Source organism: Bradyrhizobium sp. LA6.8 (assembly GCF_040547935.1).
Taxonomy (GTDB): Bacteria; Pseudomonadota; Alphaproteobacteria; order Rhizobiales; family Xanthobacteraceae; genus Bradyrhizobium; species Bradyrhizobium barranii.
The window spans coordinates 941,666-967,535 of the sequence record NZ_JBEPQQ010000001.1 but is presented as its reverse complement, the minus strand read 5'-3'; the positions used below and the strand labels follow the sequence as shown (position 1 = coordinate 967,535).

At 64.3% G+C, this 25,870-nt stretch carries 26 protein-coding genes; 17 read left to right on the top strand and 9 right to left on the bottom strand.

The features are described from left to right. The first annotated feature begins 114 nt into the window (after positions 1 to 114). Entirely contained in the window at positions 115 to 1,314 is a 1,200-nt protein-coding gene (locus ABIA90_RS04160) for a DUF2865 domain-containing protein (RefSeq protein ID WP_354117387.1), read from the top strand. A 54-nt stretch (positions 1,315 to 1,368) separates the two neighbouring features. Here the strand turns inward: ABIA90_RS04160 and ABIA90_RS04155 are convergent, their stop codons facing one another. Beyond that, positions 1,369 to 2,277: a DUF2189 domain-containing protein gene (locus ABIA90_RS04155; protein ID WP_166105719.1), complete on the bottom strand. Its 909-nt coding sequence runs from the start codon at positions 2,275 to 2,277 to the stop codon at positions 1,369 to 1,371. A 545-nt stretch (positions 2,278 to 2,822) separates the two neighbouring features. Here ABIA90_RS04155 and ABIA90_RS04150 point away from each other — a divergent pair. The 5 genes from ABIA90_RS04150 (at position 2,823) to ABIA90_RS04130 (ending at position 7,349) form a co-directional block, all read left to right on the top strand. Beyond that, complete coding sequence (locus ABIA90_RS04150; protein WP_071915136.1) at positions 2,823 to 3,656, top strand: cytochrome c oxidase subunit II; 834 nt, start codon at positions 2,823 to 2,825, stop codon at positions 3,654 to 3,656. A gap of 74 nt (positions 3,657 to 3,730) precedes the next feature. Beyond that, the gene (locus tag ABIA90_RS04145) at positions 3,731 to 5,509 is read left to right on the top strand and encodes a cbb3-type cytochrome c oxidase subunit I (RefSeq protein WP_208086127.1); all 1,779 of its coding nucleotides are present in this window, start codon (positions 3,731 to 3,733) and stop codon (positions 5,507 to 5,509) included. After that, positions 5,506 to 6,210 (top strand): cytochrome c oxidase subunit 3, encoded by a 705-nt coding sequence (locus ABIA90_RS04140; RefSeq protein WP_354117386.1) that lies wholly within the window; start codon positions 5,506 to 5,508, stop codon positions 6,208 to 6,210. The genes ABIA90_RS04145 and ABIA90_RS04140 overlap by 4 nt, the downstream gene beginning before the upstream one ends. A 14-nt stretch (positions 6,211 to 6,224) precedes the next feature. Further along, entirely contained in the window at positions 6,225 to 6,947 is a 723-nt protein-coding gene (locus ABIA90_RS04135; protein WP_354117385.1) for a heme-copper oxidase subunit III family protein, read from the top strand. Between the two features lie 9 nt (positions 6,948 to 6,956). After that, positions 6,957 to 7,349 carry a cytochrome C oxidase subunit IV family protein gene (locus ABIA90_RS04130; protein WP_354117384.1) on the top strand — a complete coding sequence of 131 codons (393 nt, stop codon included), beginning with the start codon at positions 6,957 to 6,959 and terminating at the stop codon, positions 7,347 to 7,349. A gap of 155 nt (positions 7,350 to 7,504) precedes the next feature. Here ABIA90_RS04130 and ABIA90_RS04125 read toward each other — a convergent pair whose 3' ends face one another. Genes ABIA90_RS04125 through ABIA90_RS04115 form a run of 3 tightly spaced genes read right to left on the bottom strand, consistent with a single transcriptional unit; the run spans position 7,505 to position 11,026 of the window. Continuing rightward, positions 7,505 to 9,262, bottom strand: coding sequence for an NAD+ synthase (locus ABIA90_RS04125; protein WP_354117383.1), 1,758 nt, complete (start codon positions 9,260 to 9,262; stop codon positions 7,505 to 7,507). 17 nt (positions 9,263 to 9,279) lie between these two features. After that, positions 9,280 to 9,633, bottom strand: coding sequence for a diacylglycerol kinase (locus ABIA90_RS04120; RefSeq protein ID WP_354117382.1), 354 nt, complete (start codon positions 9,631 to 9,633; stop codon positions 9,280 to 9,282). 4 nt (positions 9,634 to 9,637) lie between these two features. Further along, a complete protein-coding gene (locus ABIA90_RS04115) occupies positions 9,638 to 11,026 on the bottom strand; it encodes a class II 3-deoxy-7-phosphoheptulonate synthase (RefSeq protein WP_071915140.1) in 1,389 nt (462 codons plus the stop codon). A gap of 182 nt (positions 11,027 to 11,208) precedes the next feature. Between ABIA90_RS04115 and ABIA90_RS04110 the strand changes: the two genes are divergently transcribed. Then, positions 11,209 to 12,105 (top strand): alpha/beta hydrolase family protein, encoded by an 897-nt coding sequence (locus ABIA90_RS04110; protein ID WP_354117381.1) that lies wholly within the window; start codon positions 11,209 to 11,211, stop codon positions 12,103 to 12,105. Positions 12,106 to 12,107: 2 nt separating this feature from the next. Here ABIA90_RS04110 and ABIA90_RS04105 read toward each other — a convergent pair whose 3' ends face one another. Beyond that, the gene (locus tag ABIA90_RS04105) at positions 12,108 to 13,418 is read right to left on the bottom strand and encodes an ATP-binding protein (protein ID WP_354117380.1); all 1,311 of its coding nucleotides are present in this window, start codon (positions 13,416 to 13,418) and stop codon (positions 12,108 to 12,110) included. Further along, entirely contained in the window at positions 13,415 to 14,077 is a 663-nt protein-coding gene (locus tag ABIA90_RS04100; protein WP_354117629.1) for a response regulator transcription factor, read from the bottom strand. Before ABIA90_RS04100 ends, ABIA90_RS04105 begins: the two co-directional genes overlap by 4 nt. Before the next feature lie 227 nt (positions 14,078 to 14,304). Here ABIA90_RS04100 and ABIA90_RS04095 point away from each other — a divergent pair, with 227 nt between their 5' ends. The 3 genes from ABIA90_RS04095 to ABIA90_RS04085 all read left to right on the top strand — a co-directional run bounded on the left by ABIA90_RS04095 (position 14,305) and on the right by ABIA90_RS04085 (position 16,375). Further along, positions 14,305 to 15,054, top strand: coding sequence for a COG4705 family protein (locus ABIA90_RS04095; RefSeq protein WP_354117628.1), 750 nt, complete (start codon positions 14,305 to 14,307; stop codon positions 15,052 to 15,054). 121 nt (positions 15,055 to 15,175) lie between these two features. Next, positions 15,176 to 15,514 (top strand): hypothetical protein, encoded by a 339-nt coding sequence (locus tag ABIA90_RS04090; protein ID WP_063986454.1) that lies wholly within the window; start codon positions 15,176 to 15,178, stop codon positions 15,512 to 15,514. 69 nt (positions 15,515 to 15,583) lie between these two features. Next, entirely contained in the window at positions 15,584 to 16,375 is a 792-nt protein-coding gene (locus ABIA90_RS04085) for a COG4705 family protein (protein ID WP_354117379.1), read from the top strand. Between the two features lie 11 nt (positions 16,376 to 16,386). On the opposite strand, the gene ABIA90_RS04080 is transcribed toward ABIA90_RS04085, so the two are convergent. Together ABIA90_RS04080 and ABIA90_RS04075 are read right to left on the bottom strand one after the other, a co-directional pair. Continuing rightward, a complete protein-coding gene (locus ABIA90_RS04080) occupies positions 16,387 to 16,650 on the bottom strand; it encodes a hypothetical protein (RefSeq protein WP_166094259.1) in 264 nt (87 codons plus the stop codon). Between the two features lie 187 nt (positions 16,651 to 16,837). Further along, entirely contained in the window at positions 16,838 to 18,322 is a 1,485-nt protein-coding gene (locus ABIA90_RS04075; protein ID WP_354117378.1) for an aldehyde dehydrogenase family protein, read from the bottom strand. A 112-nt stretch (positions 18,323 to 18,434) separates the two neighbouring features. On the opposite strand from ABIA90_RS04075, the gene ABIA90_RS04070 reads away from it, so the two are divergent. Beyond that, the gene (locus tag ABIA90_RS04070) at positions 18,435 to 19,517 is read left to right on the top strand and encodes a substrate-binding domain-containing protein (protein ID WP_354117377.1); all 1,083 of its coding nucleotides are present in this window, start codon (positions 18,435 to 18,437) and stop codon (positions 19,515 to 19,517) included. 126 nt (positions 19,518 to 19,643) lie between these two features. On the opposite strand, the gene ABIA90_RS04065 is transcribed toward ABIA90_RS04070, so the two are convergent. After that, positions 19,644 to 20,435 (bottom strand): response regulator transcription factor, encoded by a 792-nt coding sequence (locus ABIA90_RS04065; RefSeq protein WP_155795275.1) that lies wholly within the window; start codon positions 20,433 to 20,435, stop codon positions 19,644 to 19,646. A 420-nt stretch (positions 20,436 to 20,855) separates the two neighbouring features. On the opposite strand from ABIA90_RS04065, the gene ABIA90_RS04060 reads away from it, so the two are divergent. The 6 genes from ABIA90_RS04060 to ABIA90_RS04035 all read left to right on the top strand — a co-directional run bounded on the left by ABIA90_RS04060 (position 20,856) and on the right by ABIA90_RS04035 (position 25,830). Continuing rightward, positions 20,856 to 22,088, top strand: coding sequence for an acyl-CoA dehydrogenase family protein (locus ABIA90_RS04060; protein WP_354117376.1), 1,233 nt, complete (start codon positions 20,856 to 20,858; stop codon positions 22,086 to 22,088). Positions 22,089 to 22,116: 28 nt separating this feature from the next. Beyond that, positions 22,117 to 22,665 carry an NAD(P)H-dependent oxidoreductase gene (locus ABIA90_RS04055; RefSeq protein ID WP_354117375.1) on the top strand — a complete coding sequence of 183 codons (549 nt, stop codon included), beginning with the start codon at positions 22,117 to 22,119 and terminating at the stop codon, positions 22,663 to 22,665. 42 nt (positions 22,666 to 22,707) lie between these two features. Beyond that, positions 22,708 to 23,508: an alpha/beta fold hydrolase gene (locus tag ABIA90_RS04050; protein ID WP_354117374.1), complete on the top strand. Its 801-nt coding sequence runs from the start codon at positions 22,708 to 22,710 to the stop codon at positions 23,506 to 23,508. A gap of 26 nt (positions 23,509 to 23,534) precedes the next feature. Continuing rightward, positions 23,535 to 23,978 (top strand): cupin domain-containing protein, encoded by a 444-nt coding sequence (locus ABIA90_RS04045; protein ID WP_028159377.1) that lies wholly within the window; start codon positions 23,535 to 23,537, stop codon positions 23,976 to 23,978. Between the two features lie 118 nt (positions 23,979 to 24,096). After that, a complete protein-coding gene (locus ABIA90_RS04040; RefSeq protein WP_354117373.1) occupies positions 24,097 to 25,308 on the top strand; it encodes an MFS transporter in 1,212 nt (403 codons plus the stop codon). A gap of 147 nt (positions 25,309 to 25,455) precedes the next feature. Further along, positions 25,456 to 25,830 (top strand): winged helix-turn-helix domain-containing protein, encoded by a 375-nt coding sequence (locus tag ABIA90_RS04035; protein WP_354117372.1) that lies wholly within the window; start codon positions 25,456 to 25,458, stop codon positions 25,828 to 25,830. Positions 25,831 to 25,870 lie beyond the last annotated feature (40 nt).

The window sequence follows — 25,870 nt, the reverse complement described above, 5'->3', positions numbered from 1 at the left end:
CGGACCTTAGGACCAGTTTTCGGCCCCTGAAACGACGTGACGATGCCGCAGGAAGCGGCTATTGGAGGGCGCGCGTCGGCCCCCAAAATCACGCTGGGCCGTGACCTCGCTAGAATGGCGGATATGCCTGAATTTTTGTCTCTCTCCCGTGCTCGCTCCATCCTTGCCTGCACCGTGCTTCTGAGCACGGTCGTGCTCGCCAACGGTGCTTTCGCGCAAGCCGGCCCGCCCGGCCCGCCGCCTCAGCCCGGCCAGAACGGGCTTGGCCCCAATCCGATGTGCGTGCGGCTGGAAGGCCAGCTCGCCGGGCTCGATCGTGGCGGCGGCGGTGGCGACCCCGCGCGCGAAGACCAGATCCGCCGCTACCAGGATTCCCAGGCCAAGCAGCAGGCCGAGCTCGACCGCGTCACCATGCAGGCCAAGCGCATGGGCTGCGATTCCTCCGGCTTCTTCTCGCTGTTCAACGGCCAGTCGGCGCAATGCGGTCCGGTCAACACCCAGATCCAGCAGATGCGCGCCAATCTGGACCAGATCACCGGCAATCTCGAACGCCTGCGCGGCGGCGGCCCCGGCGGCTTCAGCCCGGAGCGCGACAACCAGCGTCGCTCGGTGCTGGCGGCGCTGGCGCAGAACAATTGCGGCCCGCAATATGCCAACGCCGCGCAATCGCAAGGCGGCGGCAACTTCCTGAACAATCTGTTCGGCGGCGGCGGCAACAACCCCAACAATCCGCAAGGCGTGCCGCCCTCCGATCTCGGACCGCAATCCGGCACCTACCGCACCGTGTGCGTGCGCACCTGCGACGGCGCCTATTTCCCGGTCTCGTTTGCCACCGTGCCAGCGCGCTTCCCCGACGACGAGAAGACCTGCAAGGCGCTGTGCCCGGCCGCGGAAGCCGTTCTCTACACCCATCGCAATCCCGGCGAAGACATGAACTCCGCGGTCTCCACCAGCGGCCAGCCCTACACGGCGCTGCCGACCGCGTTCAAATTCCGCAGCGAGTTCAACCCGTCCTGCTCCTGCAAGGCCGCAGGCCAGACCTGGGCCGACGCGCTGAAATCCGCCGACGACAAGGCGGCGGCCGAGCAGCAGGGTGACATCATCGTCACCGAGGAGAGCGCCAAGAAGATGCAGCAGCAGCGGCTCAACAAGGGCACGCCTGCGACTGCCAAGAAGGGCGCGGCTCCCGCGCCGACGACGGCCAGCGCACCGGCTGCGGCAGCGCCTGCGGATACCGGCACGGCCACCAATTCGTCGGAGAACAAGCCGATCCGCTCGGTCGGCCCGACGTTCCTGCCGCAGCAGCAGAAGTAGGCTCTAACCCGTCATGCCCCGCGAAGGCGGCCGCCAAGTGCGGCCGTTTCGCTGTTACTGCTTACCCTCGCGGCTCCACGGGAAGAGATTGGCCGGAAAGTCCGCTGCGTAGCGCTTTCCCTTTGGGGGCGGCGGCGGCTCGTCCGGTGGATTCGGATTCGGCTCGACCACCCGCCGATAGAGGTGCCAGGTGGCATGACCGAGCACCGGCAGGACGACAGCGAGACCGACGAAGAACGGCAGCGAGCCGATCACGAGCAGTGCCGCGACGATGAGGCCCCATCCGGCCATCGCAACCGGATTCGCGGCCACCGCTCGGAGCGACGTGCGGATCGCGTCGATCGCGGTCGCATGCCGGTCGAGCATCAACGGAAACGACACGACGCTGACGCACAAGGCCACAACCGCAAACAGGAAGCCACAACCGCAACCGACGATGATGAGCGACCAGCCTTCCGGTGTCGTCAGCACCCGCGTTGCGAAGTCGGGAATGCTTGCGGCCGCCGCGTGACCGAAGATCGTGACATAGATTGCGTTCGCGACACCGATCCAGGCCCCGAACAGGACCAGCAGCAGCACGCCGAGCTCGACCATGGCGCCGAACGACGGTGCGCGCAGCACCTTGATCGCATCCCATGCATCGACCTCCTCGCCGCGCTCGCGACGCCGGCTGAGTTCATAGAGACCGATCGCGGCAAAAGGGCCGATCAAGGCAAAGCCGGCAGCCAGCGGAAACAGGAGCGGCAGCACCGAATAGCCGAGAACCATCCTGAACAGGACGAGACCGAGAACGGGATAAATCACGCACACGACGATCGCGTGGCTCGGCATCGCCTGGAAATCCTCCCAACCCAGGCGTAGGGCCTCGGTCAGGTCGGACAAGCTGATCTTGCGAATGGGGTAGGAGGCCGCTTCGCCGAACAGGTGCCGCTTTATGATGTTGTCGGGATAAAGAGTGGCCATGGACACACCCTCCTCTGCTGAAAGTCGCGGCGGCAAACGGCGCGCTTTCCGGCCGCGCGTATCCGCCCTTATGTGCGGGAGACGCGATCGAGCCGAGTACGGCAGTTCCAGGCTCAACGAGGAAGGAGCTTAGCCGGACGAAACCCGTCGCGACCTGCGCCCCGAGCTTAGCGCGCGCGATCTGGAATGACCAGCGCTCCCGGCGGGGTGAATTGTGCGTCGCATATTTTGTGCGATGCATCACATCGAGAATGCGACTGACGCTCGCCAGCTTGCACGGCAACATGGATCGCCCACGCCGCCTAAGCGTGTTGACATGCTATTGACGCCGGGTTCGCGGGGGATCATTTTAAAAGTCTGGACGCCCCCAGCGGTCGCGGTGTTCCTCTTGAATATCGCGACCGGTTGAATGGGCGAGGCAAGAGGCGCGGTGATGGCGCATATGTCAGCATAGATGTCCGCGTAGAGAAAGTCCGCCATCGCGACAGACGTGAGCTCCGCCCTGGATTCGTATCCGTAGCCTTCGATGGCAAGGATGGATCAGGATGGCTGTCGCACTGATACTGCTTCTGGTCGCGATCGGCTCGGTGCTGTTTCACCTCTACAGCCCGTGGTGGTGGACGCCGATCGCCACGAACTGGGCCTATATCGACCACACCATCAGCATCACGTTCTGGATCACGGGCTTCGTTTTCGTCGCGGTCATCGCCTTCATGGCCTATTGCGTCTTTCGCTTTCACCACAAAGAGGGAAGACGGGCTGACTATAATCCGGAAAACAAAAAGCTCGAATGGTGGCTGAGCGTCGGGACCGGCGTCGGAGTCGCGGCCATGCTGGCGCCTGGCCTCGTGGTCTGGCACCAGTTCGTGACGGTGCCTGCGGATGCCACCGAGGTCGAGGTCATGGGCCAGCAATGGCAATGGAGCTTCCGCCTTCCGGGCAAGGATGGGCGGTTGGGCACATCCGATGTCCGCAACATCGCTTCCGACAATCCGATGGGACTCAATCGTGACGACCCGCATGCGCAGGACGACGTCGTGATCGAGAACGGCGACCTGCACCTTCAAATGGGAAAGCCGGTCAAGGTTCTCCTCCGCTCGGTTGATGTCCTGCACGATTTCTACGTGCCCGAATTCCGCGCCAAGATGGACATGGTCCCTGGCATGGTGACCTACTTCTGGATAACGCCGATCCGAACCGGAACGTTCGATGTTCTATGTGCGGAGCTTTGTGGCGCTGCTCATTATCAGATGCGGGCCAAGGTCATCGTGGACGAAGAACGCGAATATCACGCCTGGCTGGAGCAACAAAAGACGTTTGCCGAATTGTCGCCGGCAAGAGCTGTCGTGAAAGCGACGTACCAATCCGGTGGCAAGTAGCAGGCTGCCGCTGCGAAGATCGGGTGCACGAGGCCAATGCCTCACCCCCGATGGAAACGACCGAGGAGGTTTCTATGGTCGATATTCCATATGAAGGGATCGCAGGCATCCCGCCTGCCGAAGTACCTGAAGTCGAGCTCTATCATCCAAGGAGCTGGTGGACACGGTATGTCTTCTCGCAGGACGCCAAGGTGATCGCCATTCAGTATTCGCTGACGGCCTCGGCCATCGGGCTGGTGGCCCTGGTGCTGTCGTGGCTGATGCGACTGCAACTGGGATTCCCCGGCACCTTCTCTTTCATCGATGCCAACCAGTACCTCCAGTTCATCACCATGCACGGCATGATCATGGTGATCTATCTGCTCACCGCATTGTTCCTCGGCGGCTTCGGCAACTACCTGATCCCGCTGATGGTCGGCGCCCGGGACATGGTCTTCCCCTATGTGAACATGCTGAGCTACTGGGTCTACCTGCTCGCAGTCCTGGTGCTGGCCTCGACATTCTTCGTCCCCGGCGGCCCCACCGGCGCCGGCTGGACGCTCTACCCGCCGCAAGCCATCCTCTCCGGAACGCCCGGGCAGGATTGGGGCATCATTCTCATGATGTCGTCCCTGATCCTGTTCATCATCGGCTTCACCATGGGCGGGCTGAATTACGTGGTCACGGTGCTGCAAGCGCGCACCCGCGGCATGACGTTGATGCGCCTGCCCCTGACGGTGTGGGGCATTTTCACGGCGACCGTCATGGCGTTGCTGGCATTCCCTGCACTGTTCGTTGCCTCGGTCATGCTGCTGCTCGACCGTCTCCTGGGAACCAGCTTCTTCATGCCCTCCCTCGTCGAGATGGGACAGCTGTCGAAATATGGCGGCGGCAGCCCGTTGCTCTTCCAGCACCTGTTCTGGTTCTTCGGCCACCCCGAGGTCTACATCGTCGCCCTGCCCGCCTTCGGCATCGTCTCCGATCTGATCAGCACGCATGCGCGCAAGAACATCTTTGGTTACCGCATGATGGTCTGGGCCATCGTGGGGATTGGTGCGCTCAGCTTCGTCGTGTGGGCGCACCACATGTATGTGAGCGGCATGTTCCCGCAATTCGGGTACTTCTTCGCCACCACGACGCTCATCATCGCAATCCCCACCGCGATCAAGGTCTACAATTGGGTGCTGACCCTGTGGCGCGGCGACATTCATCTCAGGGTGCCGATGCTGTTCGCCCTCGGCTTCATCATCACCTTCGTGAATGGCGGCCTCACTGGCCTCTTCCTCGGCAACGTCGTCGTGGACGTGCCGCTCTCGGACACCATGTTCGTGGTCGCGCATTTCCACATGGTGATGGGCGTGGCACCGATCATGGTCGTGCTCGGCGCGATCTATCATTGGTACCCCAAGGTCACGGGGCGGATGCTGAACGACGTCCTGGGCAAGTTTCACTTCTGGGTCACCTTCCTCGGCGCCTACCTGATCTTCTTCCCCATGCACTATCTTGGACTGCTCGGGGTTCCGCGCCGGTATTTCGAACTCGGCGACACGGCGTTCATCCCGTCCTCGGCCCATACACTGAACGCCTTCATCTCCGTGGTGGCCTTGACCGTCGGCTTCAGCCAGATGGTGTTCCTGTTCAACCTTGCATGGAGCCTGTTCAAGGGTGAGGCCTCGGGCGGCAATCCGTGGCGGGCGACGACGCTGGAGTGGCAGACGCCGGAGACGCCCCCCGGACACGGCAACTGGGGCAAGGAGCTCCCGATCGTGTACCGCTGGGCCTATGACTACAGTGTGCCCGGCGCCGCGGAGGACTTCATTCCGCAGAACCAGCCGCCGCGCGCGACGCAGCTCGTTCAGGGAGCTGCTTCGTGAGCGCCATCATCCTGTTCCTGGCTGTGCTTGCGGTGATCGCCGGATGGTGGCTGTCGCAGCAGCGGCTGATGGCCAAGCCCTGGCTGGAGGAAGGCTCGGTCGGTGACTTCCCCGGCGGCGATAGCATGACCTGGCCGGCAGCGAAGGTCGGACTTGGCGTGTTTCTCGCCGTCGCGAGCGCATTGTTCGTCCTCTTCATCAGCGCCTACTCGATGCGCATGAGCGTGGTGGACTGGCGGCCGCTGCCGGTCCCGCGGCTGCTGTGGGTCAACACCGGCGTCCTGGCCCTGAGCAGTGCCGCGCTGCAATGGTCGTACGTGGCTGCTGGGCGACACGATACCGAGAGCGTCAAGATCGGTCTGCTCGCTGGCGGCGCTTCTGCCGTGATCTTCCTCGCCGGACAGCTCCTGGCCTGGCAACGGCTCGGGGCTGCCGGATATTTCGTGGCGTCCAATCCGGCCAATTCCTTCTTCTACCTGTTGACTGCGGTGCACGGGCTGCATCTGACGGGCGGGCTGGTGGCCCTCGGGCGAACCTCGGCCAAGGTGTGGCGCGGCGCCGAGATCGCCGACATGCGCTTGAGCGTGGAGCTGTGCGCCATCTACTGGCACTTCCTGCTGCTGGTCTGGCTTGTCCTGCTCGGTCTTCTCACGGGCTGGACCGACGATTTCGTCAACATCTGCCGTCAATTGCTGAGCTAGGGAGGCGAGACCAGATGGCTGAAACCGTGCTGACACATTCGGGCCAATCGCCTGCGCGGCTTGAAGGCTGGCGCGGCATCGCCGCCGACTGGGCGTCCGATCAGCGCGCCTTCAAGAACGTGTCCTGGGGCAAGGCCATGATGTGGATCTTCCTCCTCAGCGACACCTTCATCTTCAGTTGCTTCCTGCTCTCCTACATGACGGCGCGCATGTCCACGACCGTGCCGTGGCCGAATCCCAGCGAAGTCTTCGCCCTCAATATCGGGGGCCACCACATCCCGCTGATCCTGATCGCCATCATGACCTTCGTCCTGATCAGCAGCAGCGGCACGATGGCGATGGCCGTCAATTTCGGCTACCGCCGGGATCGCGTGAGAACCGCAATCCTGATGCTGGTCACGGCGGCCTTCGGCGCAACCTTCGTCGGAATGCAGGCGTTCGAATGGACCAAGCTGATCATGGAGGGCGTTCGACCCTGGGGCAATCCATGGGGCGCGGCGCAGTTTGGCTCAAGCTTTTTCATGATCACCGGTTTCCACGGCACCCACGTGACGATCGGCGTGATCTTCCTGATCGCGATCGCGCGAAAGGTCTGGCGTGGCGACTTCGACGTCGAGAGGCGCGGCTTCTTCACAAGCCGCAAGGGCTATTACGAGATCGTCGAGATCACGGGCCTGTACTGGCACTTCGTCGATCTCGTGTGGGTGTTCATCTTTGCATTGTTCTATCTTTGGTGAGGTCGGCGCATGACAAACGCGGCGGTACACATGGAAGGCCAGCTCCACGCTCCGGCGCACGGCGCAGTCGCAACAGCAGCCGTGCACACCAAGGGGCAACAGCACCCGATCAAGCTCTACCTCGTGGTCTGGGGCTGGCTGTTCGTCCTCAGCACGTGCTCCTACCTCGTCGACTACTTTGGCCTGCACGGCTACCTCAGGTGGTCGCTGATCCTGGTGTTCATGGTGCTGAAGGCCGGCCTGATCGTCGCCGTCTTCATGCACATGGCCTGGGAGCGACTGGCCCTCGCCTATGCCATCCTGCTGCCGCCGATCGCGGTGATGGTGTTTGTGACAATCATGGTTCTCGAATCCGAATACACGCACTTGCTTCGGGTGATGTTTTTTGCAACCCCGTCGTAGCAGCAAGCTGATTTCGCACTGTCATGCCCCGCGAAGGCGGGGCATCCAGTACCCCGTGTCAGCAGTCGGTTCCTACAATGCCCGCCACGGAGTACTGGATCATCCGCCTTCGCGGATGATGACAGGGGTGGGGCGCCATCGCCGCGCGGCTCGCATCAGCCCTCGAACGCGTCGATCGACGCCTTGCTGCCGCGCGAGACCAGCGTCTCGTCCGCCGCAGGCGACGGCTCGCCCTTATCGCGAAAGCGGTTGGTGATGGGATAGCGGCGGTCGCGGCCGAAATTCCTGGCCGTCACCTTCACGCCCGGTGCGGCCTGGCGGCGCTTGTATTCGGCGACGTTGAGCAGATGATCGATGCGGGTGACCGTCTCGCGGTCGAAGCCGGCGGCGATGATCTTGTCGAGCGGCTCCTCGCGCTCGATCAGACGCTCCAGGATGGCGTCGAGCACGTCATAAGGCGGCAGCGAGTCCTGGTCGGTCTGGTTCTCGCGCAGCTCCGCCGTCGGCGGGCGCGTGATGATATCGGGAGGAATCACCTCGCCCGCAGGCCCTAGCGCGCCGTCGGGCTTCCAGTGGTTGCGCAGCGCGGCCAGCCGAAACACCTGCGTCTTGTAGATATCCTTGATCGGATTGAAGCCGCCGTTCATGTCGCCATAGAGCGTGGCGTAGCCGACCGACATTTCCGACTTGTTGCCGGTCGTCACCACCATCAGCCCGGTCTTGTTGGAGATCGCCATCAGCAGCGTGCCGCGGGTGCGGGCCTGCAGGTTTTCCTCGGTGATATCGGGCGGCAGATTCTTGAAGATGCCGGACAGGATGGTCTCGAAGCCGGTCACGGCTTCAGCGATCGGCAGCACCTCGTAGCGGATTCCGAGATGCCCGGCGAGCTCGCCCGCGTCCGCGATCGAGCTCGCCGCGGTGTAGCGATAAGGCAGCATCACGCCGTGCACCTGGTCGGCACCGAGCGCGTCGACCGCGATCGCCGCGCAGAGAGCGGAGTCGATGCCGCCGGAAATGCCGAGCAGCACGCCGGGAAATCCGTTCTTGGCGACGTAGTCGCGCAAGCCCAGCACGCAGGCCGCATAGTCGGCGCGGTCGCCCTCGGGCTGCGCGGCAATCGGCCCCGCGCAGCGCCAATCGTCCCCGTTCCTGGTGAAGCGCAATGTGGTGACGCTCTCTTCGAACGCCGGCAATTGCGCCGCGAGCGAGAGATCGCCGTTGAGCGCGAAGGACGCGCCGTCGAACACCAGCTCGTCCTGGCCGCAAACCTGGTTGAGATAGACCAGCGGCAGGCCGCTCTCGGTGACGCGCGCCACGGCGACCGAGAGGCGCACGTCGCTCTTGTCGCGGGCGTAGGGCGAGCCGTTCGGCACCAGGATGATCTCGGCGCCGGTCTCGGCCAGCGTCTCGACCACGTTCTCGTAATCCTCGGACTCCTCCAGCCAGATGTCCTCGCAGATCGGCACGCCGATGCGCACGCCGCGCACGGTCACGGGACCTGCGGCCGGGCCGCGCGAAAACAGCCGCTTCTCGTCGAACACGCCGTAATTTGGCAGGTTGCACTTGAAGCGCAAGGCGGCGATTTTTCCGCCATCGAGCAGCGCGCAGGCATTATGGAGCCTGCCGTCCTCGACCCAGGGCGTGCCGACCAGCACCGCCGGACTGCCATCGGCGGTCTCGCGCGCGAGCGACTCGATCGCGGCGCGGCAGGCGTCCTGGAACGCCGGCTTCTGCACCAGATCTTCCGGCGGGTAGCCCGCGATGAACAATTCCGGAAACAGCACGAGATCGGCGCCGTCGGACCTGGCTTGCGCGCGCGCCGCACGCACCTTCGCGGCATTGCCCTCGATGTCGCCCATGGTCGGATTGAGCTGGGCGAGCGTGACCGCGAATACGTTGAGACGTTCGGTCATGGCCGCCGCACTCCGCTTCAGAGGAACCCCAATCGCTCGATGACGGCGATGATCCAGAACGCGCCGGCCATCAGCAGCGCAACGCCGACCGCGGCCGAGCCCATATCCTTGACCCGACCGATCTGCTTGTCGTGATCCATGGTCAACCGGTCGGCAAGCTTCTCGATCGCGGTGTTGAGCAGCTCGACCGTCAGCACGAACGCAACCGAACAGACCAGCTCGACCGCCCGCAGCGCCGTCGCGGCAACGAACCATGCCAGCGGCACCGACAGGATGAGCGCAAAAATCTCCTCGCGAACGGCCTGCTCCGACCGGAACGCGAAGGCCAGACCGTTGCGTGAATTGATCGTCGCCTTCCAGATCCGCAGCAAGGTGTTAGAGCCCCGCGGCGACCGGCATCGGCCTGGCCTTGCCGGCGCGTTCCTGCTTGAGGAGCTCCGCGATCAGGAAAGCCATGTCGATCGATTGCTCGGCATTGAGGCGGGGATCGCAGACCGTGTGGTAGCGGTCGTTGAGATCCTCGTCGGTGATCGCGCGGGCGCCGCCAATGCACTCGGTGACGTCCTGACCGGTCATCTCCAGATGCACGCCGCCGGCGTGCGTGCCTTCCGCCGCATGGATGGTGAAGAAGGACTTCACCTCCGACAGGACGCGGTCGAACGGGCGTGTCTTGTAGCCTGACGTGGAGGTGATGGTGTTGCCGTGCATGGGATCGCACGACCAGACCACAACCCTGCCCTCGCGCTTCACGGCGCGGATCAGTCCCGGCAGATGGTCGGCGACCTTGTCGGAGCCGAACCGGTTGATCAGCGTCAGCCGGCCCGGCTCGTTGTCGGGGTTGAGCACGTCGATCAACTTCAGCAGCTCATCGGGCTTGAGCGACGGGCCGCACTTCAGGCCGATCGGGTTCTTGATGCCGCGGAAATATTCGACATGGCCGTGATCGAGCTGACGGGTGCGGTCGCCGATCCAGATCATGTGGCCCGAGGTCGCGTACCAGTCGCCGGTGGTGGAATCGACGCGGGTCATGGCCTGCTCGTAGCCGAGCAGCAGTGCCTCATGGCTGGTGTAGAAATCGGTCGCGCGCAGCTCCGGATGGCTCTCGAGGTCGAGGCCGCAGGCCTGCATGAAGTTGAGCGCGTCGGAGATACGGTCAGCCAGCTCCTTGTAGCGGCGGGACTGCGGCGAGTCCTTCAGGAAGCCGAGCATCCATTGATGCACGCTGCCGAGATTGGCAAAGCCGCCGGTCGCGAACGCCCGCAGCAGGTTCAGCGTCGCGGCCGACTGGCGATAGGCCATCAGCTGGCGCTGCGGATCCGGCACGCGCGCTTCCTTGGTGAAGGCGATGTCGTTGACGATGTCACCGCGATAGCTCGGCAGCTCGACACCGTTCATCTTCTCGGTCGGCGACGACCGCGGTTTTGCGAACTGGCCGGCAATGCGGCCAACCTTCACCACCGGCACCGCGCCGGCATAGGTCAGCACCACCGCCATCTGGAGCAGCACGCGGAAGAAGTCGCGGATGTTGTTGGCGCCGTGCTCGGCAAAGCTCTCGGCGCAGTCGCCGCCCTGGAGCAGGAAGGCCTCGCCGGCCGCAACGCGGGCCAGCGACTTCTTCAGATTGCGCGCCTCGCCCGCGAACACCAGCGGCGGAAAGGTCGCAAGCTGCGCCTCGACGTCGGCCAGGGCCTTGGCGTCGGGATAATCGGGCACCTGTAGCACCGGCTTGCTGCGCCAGGACTCGGGCGTCCACCGCTCGGACATCGCAATCTCTCCGTGAAGTAAAAAAGCACAACCTGATCTGTGGGTTGCGAGGGCCGCCTTATACACAGCCCGGTCCCCCGCCGCCAGTTGTAAATCCATTTCGCACTGCAAACCCTTGCGGGGAAAGCCGAATTCGCATTTGCTGAGGGCTGGCAAGGAAACCGGCAGGACATTGGCTGCCCATGGACGCGGCGCGCGACGACGTTTTCATCGACGAGATCACCTTCCCGGCGACGGATGGGTATCCGCTGGCAGGCACCCTGTTCCTGCCGCGCGGCACCAAACGCCATGCCGTGCTGATCAACTCCGCCACCGCCGTCCCGCGAAAGATCTATCGCGGCTTTGCCTCCTACCTCGCCCATCGCGGCTGCGCGGTCTTGACCTACGATTATCGCGGCATCGGCGATTCCCGGCAGCCGGCGATGGTCGGCTACAACCAGCCGAAATCGCTGGTCGGCTTCAGGGCCTCGATGTCGGACTGGGCCGCGCAGGATGTCACCGCCGCGGTGCGCTGGATGCGCGAGCGCTACACCACCCTGCCGCTCGCCTATGTCGGCCACTCCTTCGGCGGCCAGGCGCTGGGATTGATCGACAACAACAGCGACATTTCACGCGCCGCGTTCGTGGCCTCGCAGGCCGCGACCTGGCAGCTGATGGCGTCGCCGGAAAAATATCGCGTCTACGCCTTCATGAATTTCGTCGGTGTGCCGCTCGTCCACGCGCTCGGCTACGCGCCGGCCTGGGCCGGCATCGGCGAGGATCTGCCCAAGGGCGTCTTCCTGCAATGGGCCGACTGGGTCTCCAGCCCGCGCTATCTGTTCGACTCCAAATTGCCGGCGCTGGAGAACTTCGCAAAGTTCAAGGGCGAACTGCGCGCGCTCTGCTTCTCCGACGATCCCTGGGCGACGCGGCCCGCGGTCGAGCTGCTCGCGAGCGGCTTCTCCGCGATCAAGCCGGAGGTGCTGACAGTCAAGCCGTCCGACGTCGGCGCCAAGGCGATCGGCCATTTCGGCTTCTTCCGCCCCGAGCACCGCGACACGCTGTGGCGCGGCGTGGCGGAATGGATCCAGGGGGAGTGATATTACGCGGCCGCCGCGGGTAGTTTGATGACGATCCGCAATCCGCTTCGTTCGCCCTCCGTGATGTTCGCGGCGTCGATCGATCCCCCAAGTCGATCGACAATCCGCTTGACGATCGAGAGGCCCAGACCGACGCCCTCGCCTTCCGGCCGCTGCCCACGGAAGAACGGCTCGAATATCCGGCCTATCTCTTCGGGGGACACGCCTGGTCCATTGTCCTCGATCCGAAGCACAGCCATGGCGCCGTCCCGGTAAATCGCCACATCGATCCTGCCGCCCGCCGGCGTGAAACGGAGCGCGTTATCGAGAAGATTGCGGATCATGGCTGCGAGCATGACCGGCTCGCCGCGCACCGGAGCTGACTCGGCCCGTTCGAAACCAAGATCGACGCCGCGGCTGATCGCCTCCCGCAAGAGATCGGCGATGACACTCTTCGCCGCGAGGTCGAGCTCCACAACCTCCCATTGCCCGCAATCGGTGGACTCAGCGTCGTGTCGTGCCAGCGCAAGCAACTGCTCCAGAAGATGCTTGCTGCGACTCATGCCCTGCCGAAGCGCTGCAAGGCGCTCGCGCGCGGCCGGTGGCAGTTCGACGTGATCGAGATTCTCAGCCTGTACGCTCAACGCCGTCAGCGGTGTGCGCAGTTCGTGCGCGGCGTCCGCGATAAACCTTCGCTGCTGCCCTATCATCTCGTGCATGCGCTGCAACAGGCCGTTGATGGAAGACACGAACGGATTCAGTTCGCTTGGGAGGTCGCGAAGCGGCAACGCCGTCATGTCATCCGCACGCCGTGCGTTGAGTTCGTCCGCCAGCCGGACCATGGGTCGAAGCGATCCGGCAATGACAAAGGCGATCACCAGCATCAGGCAAGGGATCAGCGCGGCGATCGGAAGCACGGTGCGGAGCGCCATGTCACTTGCGATCTCATCCCTGACCCCCGTGCTCTGGGCCACGGCAAACCGGCTGCCGTCGGATCGCGTCTTCAGCACCACCCGAACCGGCTTTCCCTGTCGCGTTGCATCGCGCATCCCATCCTGAAGCCGCCACAACTGGCGCTCCTCGGGTGTGCCTTGCGGCGCCTTGCCCAGCTCCATCAGCCAGACCTCGGAGTTTTCATCGACCCCATGGAGGTCCTGAGCTCCGGTGAAGCCACCACTCTGAACGAGGCCCGCGATCTGGATCAGCACGGAGTCCTGCGTCTCGATCGCCTCATCGAATGCCCACCGGTGTGCGAAGACGCCACCGATGAGGCCGGTCACCAGCACGATCGTCGTCAAGCTGATGAACAGCCGGCCGCGCAGCGAGTTGATCATGGCGCGCGATCCACCATCCATCCCATCCCGCGCACGTTGCGGATCGCCTCTGTGCCGAGCTTCTTGCGGATGGTGTGGATCAGGAATTCGACCGCGTTGCTTTCGATCTCCTCGTTCCAGCCGTAAAGCTGCCGCTCGAGCTCGCTCCGCGACAGGATGGTGCCGGGGCGCGTCAACAAGGCCTGGAGCAGCGCGAACTCGCGCGCGGTCAGGAGGGCCGTTTGGCCAGACAGCGAAGCCTCGCGGGTCGCAGGATCGAGACTGAGCTTGCCGTTGCCAAGCACAGCGGACGCACCGCTGCCTTCGCGGCGAAGCACTGCCCGCATCCGCGCCAGCAATTCGCGAATCTCGAATGGCTTGACCAGATAATCGTCGGCGCCGAGATCGAGGCCTTCGATCCTGTGATCGACGCCGTCCCGCGCGGTGACGATAATGACCGGGCACCTGCATCCATTCGCGCGCAACTGCCGCAGGATATCCCGACCGTCCGCGTTCGGCAGGCCGAGATCGAGCAGCAGGACTTCGTAGGATTCGCTCGCGGCGGCAAGCAGCGCGCTCTCGCCGTCTCTCACCCAGTCGACGGCGTAAGCAGCATCCTTCAGCGCCTGCTCGACGGCGGCACCGACCATCCTGTCGTCTTCGATCAGCAAAACCCGCAAAGCTCGATCCTCGAAACCGCCGGGCCATCCGGCCGTCAAAATCATGACCGTTCCGACTTAGCGCAGAGTTAGGGAGCGCCAGCAGGCCCAAAATGCGGCGAAGGCCGCCCCGCATTGAAAATTCTCGTCCCTAAGCCCGGCCTAAGTCGCCTGCGCGAGGGTCTCGCATCGCTTCGGCTTTGGGAGATTTGGGCGTGTCGCAATATTCAGGTTTTGGCGCAAGACGGATGCTGAACAAGGTTCCGGAGGTCACGGCGATCTTCTGGGCCATCAAGATTCTCTCGACCACGGTTGGCGAGACCGGCGCCGACTATCTCGCGGTGCATGTCGGCCTCGGCGCCAGCCTAACCGCGATCTGCATGAGCGGCCTGCTGGTCGCCGCCCTGCTGCTGCAACTGAACCGCCGCGTCTACGTGCCCTGGATCTACTGGCTGACCGTCGTTCTCGTCAGTATCGTCGGCACGCAGCTCACGGATCTCCTGACCGACAAGCTCGAGATCAGCCTCTACATCAGCACAGCGGCGTTCGCTTGCGCGCTCGCCGCGACCTTTGCGGTCTGGTACGGCGTCGAGCGCACGCTGTCGATCCACAGCATCGTGACGACGCGGCGCGAGCTGTTTTATTGGACGGCCATCCTCTTCACCTTCGCGCTCGGCACGGCCGCAGGCGATCTTGCCACCGAAGCACTTGGTCTCGGTTTCCAGCTCGGCGTCGCCGCCTTCGGCGTGCTGATCGCGGCGGTGATGATGGCCTATTATTTCGGCGCCAATCCCGTCCTCACCTTCTGGCTTGCCTACATCCTGACCCGCCCGCTCGGCGCCTCGCTCGGCGATCTGCTCTCGCAATCGCGCGAGTACGGCGGCATCGGACTCGGCACGATCCAGACCAGCATCGCCTTCCTGACCGTGATCGTCGGCCTCGTCGCCTGGGTGACCTTCGGGGGCGACGGCAGGCGCCGCGCCGATCCGGCGCAATAGCTTCAACCGCGAAATCCCGCTCTCTGCATGAAGCAGGAGCTCCACCAGGAGAGACCACATGATGAAACTGATTTCCGCCGTCGCCGTCTGCCTGCTGACGACCTTCACGGGCGAACCGCACATGCACGCGAGCCAGCACTTCACCTTCGTGCCGCTCGCGGAAGCCGCGACCGCAAAGCTCGGCGATCTCACGCCATTCCGGAGCATCGTGGTCGACGTCGCCGCGCTGATCGACAAGGGCGACCTCCCCGCTGCCAAGACACGGATCAAGGACCTCGAGACCAAATGGGACGAGGCCGAAGCCGGATTGAAGCCGCGCGCGGCAGCCGATTGGCACACCGTCGACAAGGCGATCGACCGCGCGCTGGAGGCGCTGCGCGCGGGCGCGCCGGATGCGGCGAAGTGCAAACAGGCGGTCGCCGATCTGCTCGCGGCCATGGATACCGCCGCGAAGTCCTGACGCCTCTGCGCGCCATCATCCCGTCAGCCGCGGATCCCGGTCCGCGGCTGACGCATCAACGAGGACACCATGGAAGATCAGACCAAAAGCAGTATCACCAGCGAGAGCAAGGTCCCCGAGGTCACGCTCGGTTTCTGGATCATCAAGATCGCCGCCACCACGCTCGGCGAGACCGGCGGTGACACCGTCACCATGACGCTGAACTGGGGCTATCTGGCCGGGGCCTGCCTGTTCCTCGCGGCCATGATCGTGCTGGTCGCGGCGCAGGTCTGCGCGCGCAAATTCCATCCGGCACTGTATTGGGCCACCATCGTCGCATCGACCACCTTCGGCACCACGATGGCCGACTTCGCCGACCGCTCGCTCGGCATCGGCTATACCGGCGGCTCGACGCTGCTGCTCACTTGTCTCGTGCTGGTGCTCGGCCTCTGGTATCGCGCCGAGGGAACGATCTCGGTCAACAGCGTCAGCACACCGCGCGTTGAGGCGTTCTATTGGGGCGCGATCACCTTTTCACAAACACTGGGTACTGCGCTCGGCGACTGGATCGCGGATACCGGGGATATGGGCTATCGCGGTGGCGCACTGATCTTCGCGGCCGGACTCGCCGTTATCGCAGCACTTTACTTCTGGACGCGCGTCTCACGCGTCACGCTGTTCTGGGCCGCCTTCATCTTGACGCGTCCGCTGGGTGCGACCGTCGGCGACTTTCTCGACAAGCCGCTCGACCACGGCGGCCTGGCGCTGAGCCGGCCGCTGGCCTCGGTCGTGATCGCAGCTTTTATGCTGGTGTGCCTGCTGCTGCTCCCGCAACGCGCGGGGCAGCATCCCGGCGACGCCCCGACGCCGGAGCAAGCCTGAATGGCCGAACGTTAGCGAATGATCGTCGTCAGAGACGAGTAGCGCCGGTTCGGCTTGGCCTCGCCCGGCGCAAACTGCGCGAAGGCCTCGCTGACGCGGACCGCCGGCGGCGTGTCGCTGGCGAAGTGGAATTCCTTCGGCCGCGGCGCGTAGAAGCTGGCGCTGTAATAGGCGTCGACGAAACGCGCCTCGCCGACGCCAAACAATGCGTCGCAGACGAACAGGAGCGCGTAGACTCCCGCAACCGCCGCAACGATCTCCCTGAGAACAGACATGTCGATGCCCCAACCTTTTGCAGGCAGGATGCACGCCGGTTCCAAAGTGGAGGTTTAAGGCAGCAGCCTTCTTGTCCGCAGGGTTTGCCGCCGCTGAGCGGAATGCAGACAATTTTATCGATGTCGAAAAGGGAGCCCGCCTGACCGGATGATCAGGCGGGCCCAGGATTGGCCGATCGGGAGGTTATCAGACGGCCAGATTCATCCAGACAGCCTTGGGCTCGGTGAAATTGTCGAGCGCGGCGGTGCCGTGCTCACGGCCGAGGCCGGAGTCGCGCTCGCCGCCCCATGGCAGGCGCACGTCGGTGTAGCCATAGGTGTTCATCCAGACCGTGCCCGCACGCGCCCGCTTGGCGAAGCGCTGGAGCTTGCCGATGTCGCGGCTCCAGACGCCGGCCGCGAGGCTGTAGGCCGTGCCGTTGGCGATCCTGAGCGCGTCGGCCTCGTCCTTGAACTTGATGACGCTGACAACGGGGCCAAAGATCTCCTCCTGCGAGATCCGCATCTCGTGCGCGACGCCTGCGAACACCGCGGGGCTGATGAAATAGCCGCGATCTCCGACTTTCTCGCCGCCGGTGACGAGGGTCGCCCCCTCCTTTTGGCCGATGTCGACATAGTCGAGGATCGACTTCATCTGCTTCTCGGAGATGACGGGGCCGAGCACCGTCTTGCGATCGAGCGGATCGCCGATCCTGAGCGACTTTGCGCGCGCCGCGAGACGCTCGACGACCTCGTCATAAGCCTTCTCCTGCACCAGCACGCGGGAGCCGGCCGAGCACACCTGGCCGGCATTGAAGAAGATGCCTGAGGCCGCAGCCTTGGACGCCGCTTCGAGATCGGCATCGTCAAAGATGACGTTGGCCGACTTGCCGCCGAGCTCGAGCGAGACGCGCTTGAAGTTGCTGGCCGCGCCCTTCATGATTCCGCGGCCGACGCCGGGCGAACCGGTGAAGGTGACCTTGTCAACGTCAGGATGATTGACCAGCGCGTCGCCGACGACCCGGCCCGGACCGGTGACAACGTTGAAGACGCCCGCCGGCAGGCCCGCCTCGAGCGCGAGCTCGGCGATGCGCAGCGCCGACAGCGAGGTCAGCTCGGCCGGCTTCATCACGATGGTGCAGCCGCAGGCCAGCGCCGGCGCGAGCTTCCACATGCCTATCATCAGCGGGAAATTCCACGGCACGATCGCCGCGACCACGCCGACCGGCTCACGCACGGTATAAGTCAACGCATCGTCACGTACCGGCACGACGTCGCCGCTGATCTTGTCGGCCCAGCCGGCGTAGTAGATCAGCGTGTCGACGGCGGCCGGAAAATCCTGGCGCGTCGTCGCTGAGATCGGCTTGCCGGCATCGATCGACTCGAGTTCGATGATTTCTTCCGCGTGTGCCTTAAGCAGATCCGCCCAGCGCAGCAGGATCTGGCCGCGCTCCGAGGCGCGCATCGTACGCCACGGGCCTTCGAACGCGCGCCGCGCGGCGGCGACCGCATGCTCGACATCGGCCTCGCCGCCTTCGGCGACGACGGCGATGACCTGCCCGGTGGCGGGATTGAGGGATTTGAAGGTACGGCCGGAGCTGGCGGGGACGCGGCGGCCGTCGATGAGCAGATGCTGCGGCCGGGCCATGAATTCGGTGGCCGGAGAGTGCGCAAAGTCATATGCAACGGACATCATATTTCTCCTGTTCTGGTATACCAGACTAGGCGCCTATTGGCCGGAGTAAATATGATATGGTTTGCAAATGGACGTCCCATATATGAAGCGAAGTTCATAAGGAAGACCCATGCTTCAGATCGAGATCGAGGCTGTCTGGCGGTTTCGCCGGGAAGGCAATCCGCGCACCGTGGTGGTGATGCTCGGCGTGCTCAACGAAATCCGGAAGACCGGGAAGATCACGAGTGCGGCCAGCGATGCGCACCTGTCCTACCGGCACGTCTGGAATCTGATCGAGCAATGGTCGGAGTTCTTCGGAACCCCTCTGGTCGAAACCCAGCGCGGCAGAGGCTCGAAACTCACGCCATTCGGCGAGCGGTTGGTGTGGGCCGGCGAGCGCATGCAGGCCCGGCTCGGGCCGCAGCTCGAAAACCTGGCACAGGAGCTGGCGAGCGAGATCAAGCCGTTCCTCGAACAGCGCCCTTCGGTGATCCGCGTTCATGCCAGCCACGGCTTTGCCGTGGCAAAGCTGCGCGAATTCCTCGACCGCGAGCCCGGCATCGGCGTCGACCTGCGCTATGTCAGCAACCAGCATTCGCTGGTCGCGCTGGCGCAGGGCGCCTGCGATCTCTCGGGCCTGCATCTGCCGCACGGCGCGTTGCGGGCCCAGGGCATCAAGGCGGCGCGCGAATGGCTGGATCCGCGCGAGGATCGCATCATCAGTTTCGTCACGCGCGAGATGGGCCTGATGGTCGCGCGCGGCAATCCGCTGCGCATCGCTTCGCTTCATGACCTCACCGGACCAAAAGTCCGCTTCGTCAACCGCGACCATGATTCCGGCACGCGCCTGTTGTTCGACCAGCTGCTTGCCGCGAACGCCATCGACGAGAGCAAGATCAACGGCGCGCAGCAGATCGAGTTCACCCACGCCGCCGTCGCGGCCTATGTTGCGAGCGGCATGGCGGATGCGAGTTTTGGTGTCGAGGCGGCCGCCCGCCACTTCGGCCTCGATTTCATCCGCATCCTCACCGAGGATTATTTCTTCGTCTGCAAGCGCGCCTTCCTCGATACCGGGCCGATGCAGCGCATCCTGGAGATCATGCGTAGCGCCGATTTCCGCGCCGCCGTCGCCACCCTGCCCGGCTACGTGCCGTCGGATACCGGCAACGTAACCGGCGTGAAAGCGTTTCTGGAGCTGCACGCCGTGCGATGATGCTCGGCTCGGCAACGATCTCACGTCCGGCCGCTGGGACGCGCGGTACGGGCACTATCGGCAGCGTCCGACCTTCGTCGGCTCGCTCAAGCTGATCGTCAACCACATCTGACCCGGCGCGGCACCTTATTGCCGAGCGCTCGGACTCAGCAGGCAGGCCGCAAGCTCGGTGCGGTTGTGCACGCCGAAGCGTCGGCACAGGTTCGCGACGTGCTCCTTCACGGTCTGATCGGAAATCCCCATCTCGCGGGCGATTTCCTTGTTGGTCTGGCCGCGGCAGACCCGGATGGCGACGTCCGCGGACCGTGGCGGAAGCGATGCCGAGAGCGTCGCCACCGGCGTCGCTGCCGGCTCAGGGACCCGGATTGCGGCAGGATGGGCGTCGATCGCGCCCGCATTCGTCATGTTGGTCAAAGCGAGCGAGCCGGCCCGACACAGCATCTCCATGCGCTGCCGCGACCGCATCGTGTAGGGAGCGTCCGTATCGGTCGTCGCCGTAAACAGCACGCCGACGATCTTCTGACCGCACCACAACGGGCCGCCCATGTTGTATGCAAAGCCCCACTCGTGCAGCATCTCGAAGGACGGACTGTGCCGCCATTGCTGCGGACCGATCACCGTTTCACCGTCGACCGCGCGGCCTTGGGTCATGATGCAGTCGAGCACGGGGTCGCGCTTCCAGAAGCCGGCCCTGTAATTGTCGAGCAGGCCTTCTGCGACGTGCCGGCTGTAGACCAGTTCCGGTTCGAGCCCGTCGAGCAAATAGAGGCCGACGGTCGGCGATCCCGTCAATTCCGTGATCGCCGAGCAGCAGGCAATGCCAAGCGCGCGCACCGAGCGGCTCTCGGCGATGGACATCAGCCGATCTGCGAGCTGGCGCTCGGGCAGACCATCCAAATGCTCCTGCTCGGCTCTCACCGCCACTCCTCGCGCGAACGCGCGGTGCCCTCGGACACACGCGCGTCATTGCCGATTGTTATAGGCTTAAAATTTCTGCCTCGCCTGACCTTTGGTCAAGCGAAAAGAAGCGGCAAAACACTGCTCTCCCGGCCCAGCTTTGCGGCAGAGCAGCATGGCCAACACCCCCCATGATGGGGGATTGCTGCTTTGGCCGCCTCATCTCTAGCATCCCGGCCATCGGGATCGCGTAACGACGTTCGCGCGGTTCCGACGGGGACATTTCGACACCAACGCGAGCCGCTCGTCGCGCGCACCAACAGGCGTTGGCGCGTGTGGGCGGAGTCTTGCCCGCGACCGGCGTCTGTTCCGCCCGACCCAGATCTTCGCGTCCAGCAGCGTTGCGCGAAGAACCAACAGCCCGACGTGGAGACACCGACCATGAGCCCTTCCGTGCAACTCGCCGTAAAACCTTCCGCGACCCCGACGGTGGCCGAGTTCCATGCGCGCCTCGACGCGCTGCTACCGCTGGTCGAATCCAGGGCCGCGGAGGCCGAGGCACAGGGCTATCTGACTGACGACGTGGTGGCGGCGCTGCGCACGGCCGGCATCTACACCATGCTGTTCCCGAAGGAGGTCGGCGGCGCCGAGCTTCTGCCTTACGACGCCATGACCGTGATCGAGCGGCTCGCTTACGCACACGCCTCCGCCGGCTGGTGCGTCATCGGCAACAACATGGAAGGCACGACGCTCGCCATCTACATCGAAGACGAAGGCATCAAGAAAGTCTTCGCGGGCGGGCCCGACATCACGATTGCCGGCAACGGCGTGCCGCGCGGCTTCGCCCGTCCGGTCGATGGCGGTTACATGATCCGTGGCAACTGGGCCTATGGCAGCGGCATTCAGCACGCCGAGTGGGTCCACTCAGGCTGCTTCGTCACCGACGCATCCGGCAAGGACATGGTGTTCGGCCCGAACGGCCAGCCCAAGATCGTCGTCACCCACCATCCGCGCGCGACCATCAAGTTGATGGGCAATTGGGACGTGCTCGGCCTGCGCGCGACGGGAAGTTTCGACTACACTTTGAGCGAGGGCGACGAGTTGTTCGTGCCCACGCACATGACCTACGATTTTGACATTGGCGCGCCGCGCCGAGGTGGTGTGCAGGGTGCACTGGGGCTGGCAGGCTACAGCGCCTGGGCGCATTCCGCCTGGGCCGTCGGTGTCGGCCGCCGCATGCTCGACGAACTCGTCAAGGTGATCGTCCAGCGCCAGGATCCATTCGGCAAGTCGCGCGACAGCGCGAGCTTCAAGTTCCAGTTCGCGCAGGCCGAAGCTCGTTTCCGCGCAGCACGTGCGTTGGTCCACGAAACCTGGAAGGACGTCTCGGAGACTTGCGCCGGCGGTGAAAGTCCGTCGCTGGAGCAGATGACGATGATCAAGCTGTCACTGCGCCACGTCCACGACGTTCTGTCGGATGTCGCCACTTTCGCGCATCGCGCCGCGCGCGGCGCCTCGCTGCACAACACGCCGATGCAGCGGTTCTATCGCGACATCCATTCGGGCACGCAGCACATCCTGATGGCCGACCAGATCGTCGAAGAGTGCGGCCGTGCGCTGCTCGGCCTCCCCGGCCCTGGTGCGCAATGGACGGTCTTCGGGGTGACGGGCTGAGCAAGCGACCAGACACGAGGGCGTCGACGTGAGGACATCCCGCATCGTTGGCTTCTGCGGCAATAGTTGGCGCCCGGCGAAGTCGCGCATGCTGGTGGAAGCCGTCGCCGCCGATCTTCAGGCGCAGCATGGACTGAAGACCACCGTCATCGATCTTGTCGATGCCGGTTGCGGCATCGCCGGCTTCACCCGGACTGCACTCGATGACAACGCGCGCACCGTCGTCGAGGCCATCGAACAGGCCGACGGTCTCGTGATCGGATGCCCGGTGTTCCAGGGCTCTTATCCCGGATTGTTCAAGCACGTATTCGACTTGATCGAACCCAGCGTGCTGCGCAACCGTCCGGTGCTGCTGACCGCGGTCGGCGGCGGCCTGCGCCACTCGCTGGTGGTCGAGCACCAGCTCCGCCCGCTGTTCGGCTTCTTCGAAGCCTGCACGGTTTCGACGGCAATCTACGCCAGCAGCGGCGAGATCGTACCGGGCGAGCCGCTCGCACCAATGACGGCCGCGCGGCTCGCCAACGCCGTCGAACAATTCGCCTCACTTCTCAGCGGTCGCCAGGAAGCCGCCGCATGACCCACCAACGCCCGGCTCTGCCGCCTTCAACCGGAGATGACCATGCTTGATACCGTCAAACCCTCACCCGATCTCACCGGCTTCTCCCGCGCGGACCATACGATCAACGGCGTGCGGACCGTCGTCCACAGCATCGGAAGCGGCCCGGCGCTGGTGTTCCTGCACGGCACCGGCACCTTCACCGGCTTCGAGATGGCGCGCGATTGGGCGAAGCGGCACACGGTCATCATCCCCTATCATACGGGCTTTGGCGATTCCGGCGACGCCGAGACGATTGACACCGTCGAGGATCACGTCCTTCACTACATGGATCTGTTCGACAAGCTTGGCCTTGAGCAGTTCGACCTCGCCGGGTTCTCCCTCGGCGGATGGCTTGCCGCGGAGTTCGCGATCCGTCAGCCGCATCGGGTCCGCAAGCTGGTGCTGGTTGCGCCCGCGGGTCTTGTGGTCGGAAGCGCGCCTGCGCCCGGATTGTTCGAGATCGCACCGCAAGACCTGCCAGCCTATCTCGCGCACGATCCGGCCGCGGCACTCCGTTACTTTCCCAAGGCGCCCGATCCGGCCTTCGACGCCCAGCTTGGACGCGAGGTCACGGGCTTTGCCAAGCTGATCCGCAGCGAACCGCAGGGCAATCCCAAGCTCGCGCACTGGCTGCATCGGATCACGATGCCGACGCTGGTGCTGTGGGGAGCCGCAGATCGCTTGCGCCCGACCGCCCAGGCAGATGCCTGGAAAGCGGGGCTCCCCGACGCACGCGTGACGCTGGTGCCGGCGACCGGTCATCTCGTGTTCGAGGAAACGCCATCTTCCGCACACTTCGTCACCGATTTTCTCGCCGATTGATCCCGCACACAACAGAGGACACCACCATGATCGAGATGCCTCCGGGCGTGACCCCTGCCAAAGAAGGCTTTGGCAACGTCATCTGGAACATTCTGGGCCAGACCTACACGCTGAAGCAGCATTCCGAGGCGTCGATGGCCTGGCATGCCGTGTTTCCGGATGGCACCTTCGTGCCGCCGCACGTGCATCCGACCCAGGATGAATTCGTCTATGTGCTGAGCGGCCGCTACGACCTCTGGCTCGACGGCAAGGACTTTGTCGCCAAGGCCGGCGACCTCGTCCGCATGCCCAAGGGCATCCCCCACGGCATTTTCAACAAGTCGGGTGAAACCGCCACCAGCCTGTTCTGGGTCGCACCGACGCGGTCGCTGAAAGAGCTGTTCGAGCGCATCCACAATCTCCCCGATCCGCAGGAGGTCGTGCGACGTGCCGCCGAACACGAGGTCAACTTCCTGCCGCCGCCCGCCTGAGGCCACGCCGATTCCGTCGACACGCAAACCGCGAGAACCGATGATGACCATGCTGACAACAACTTGGACGTCCATCTCCGAGAACGACCGCCGTCGGATAGCCCGGTGGCAAAAAGGGATGCTGGCGCTCGCCATCCTCTGCGAGATCTTTCTCGCCGCCGACTGGTATGCCTTCGCGGCCGTACTGCCATTCGTCTCCGAGAGCCTCAAGCTCAATCCCGCCGAGGCGGGACTCGCCCAAGGCATCTTTGCGCTGACCTACGGTATCGGCATGGTGGTGTGGTCTCCGGTCAGCCGGTCGATGACAGCGCGCAACATGCTGCTGATCGGGCTTGCGGGCACTGGTATCGGCATGGTGCTCCAGGTGTTCGTACAAAGCTACACACAGCTCGTGATGCTCCGGCTCGTGATCGGCTTCTTCGACGCCGGCATCTTCATCGGCAACATGAAGCTGATCTTCGGCTGGTTTCCGCAAAGTCGGCGTGGCTCGGTGGTAGGCATCATCCTCGCCGCCTACAGCCTCGCCATCACCATGGATTTCGCGCTCGGCATTCCCCTGACGATTGCGACCGGTTGGCGGACCTTCTTCGCCGTGCTGGCAATCGGCACGCTGCTCGTTGCAGCCGTCGACGCACTCGTCGTCCGCAACGATCCGCGCGAGCTCGGCATCGACGGTTTCACCTGGGGCAACGAAACACCGCAGGAGCACCTGCCGCTCGGCGAGATCTTCCGTTCGAAATGGATCGCGGTCGGCGGCTTCGGCATCGTGGCCTGCACTTTCGCGATCGCCGGCACCGCCACCTGGGTGGTGCCGGCCTTCATCACAGTACAGCACATGCCGCCGGAGGCCGGCGCTGTCATCGGCACCGTCATGGGGTTGTCGCAGGTGCTATTCCTGGTGATTGGCGGCTACATGTCCGATCGGCTCGGCAAGCCCTTCATGATCAAGCTCACTGCATGTCTCGCTTTCCTGACGGCGCTGATGTTCCTGTGGAGCGTGGTCACACCGATGTCATTCGCGATGCTGGTCCTGTTTGCAGCACTCAGCGGTATCGCGCTGCTCGGCGGCGGCGCTATCTTCGCCCTGCTCAGCGAAAAATACTCCGACGCGCTCGCACCGGCCGCAATTGGATACGCCGAGGTATTTGGCATCTTCTCGGCCTTCGTGGCGCCCTGGATGATGGGCGCCATCATCAACGCCTCGGCCGGCTCGTTCACCGGCGCCTTCATTGCTTTCGCGGTGGTCGAGCTCATCATCGTCGGCCTTTTGATGATCCTCGCCCGCGAGGACGTCAGTCAGGGCGCGGTGGTCGGAAGCCCCGCGGAATAAGATGCAGCGATCAAGGGCACGGGGCTGAAGCCCGTGCTCTGGGGACCTCGACAAAAGGTCCATCTTCTGGGAAATCAGGCGCCCTCACCTTGTCCGCGGCGGGCAAGAGTGGCAATCTCGCATGCAAGTGCCCCAAGAGACCCCGTCATGCCGCGCGCGAGCGCCAAATCGCTTCCCCAGCTCAGTCTGCGCATCGACCTCGATGGCGAGGATCGGATCGGGCCCGGCAAGATCGAGCTTTTGGAGCAGATCCGCGAGCAAGGCTCGATCTCGGCGGCCGGCCGGGCCATGGACATGTCCTACAAGCGCGCCTGGGATCTGGTCGACGAGATCAACCGCATTTGCGGACATCCCGTGGTCGAGCCGCAGGCCGGCGGTAAGAACGGCGGCGGCGCGATGCTCACGCCCTTCGGCGAGAAACTTGTTGCTCGCTACCGCAAGATCGAACGCGACGCCGCGCGCGCCGTGCACAAGGAGCTGGAAGCGCTGAAGAGCGACATCGGCCGTTCGCGGAAATCGTGAACGGGCGGGCGCATGGACGGATAGCAGCCCGGCCGCTGGC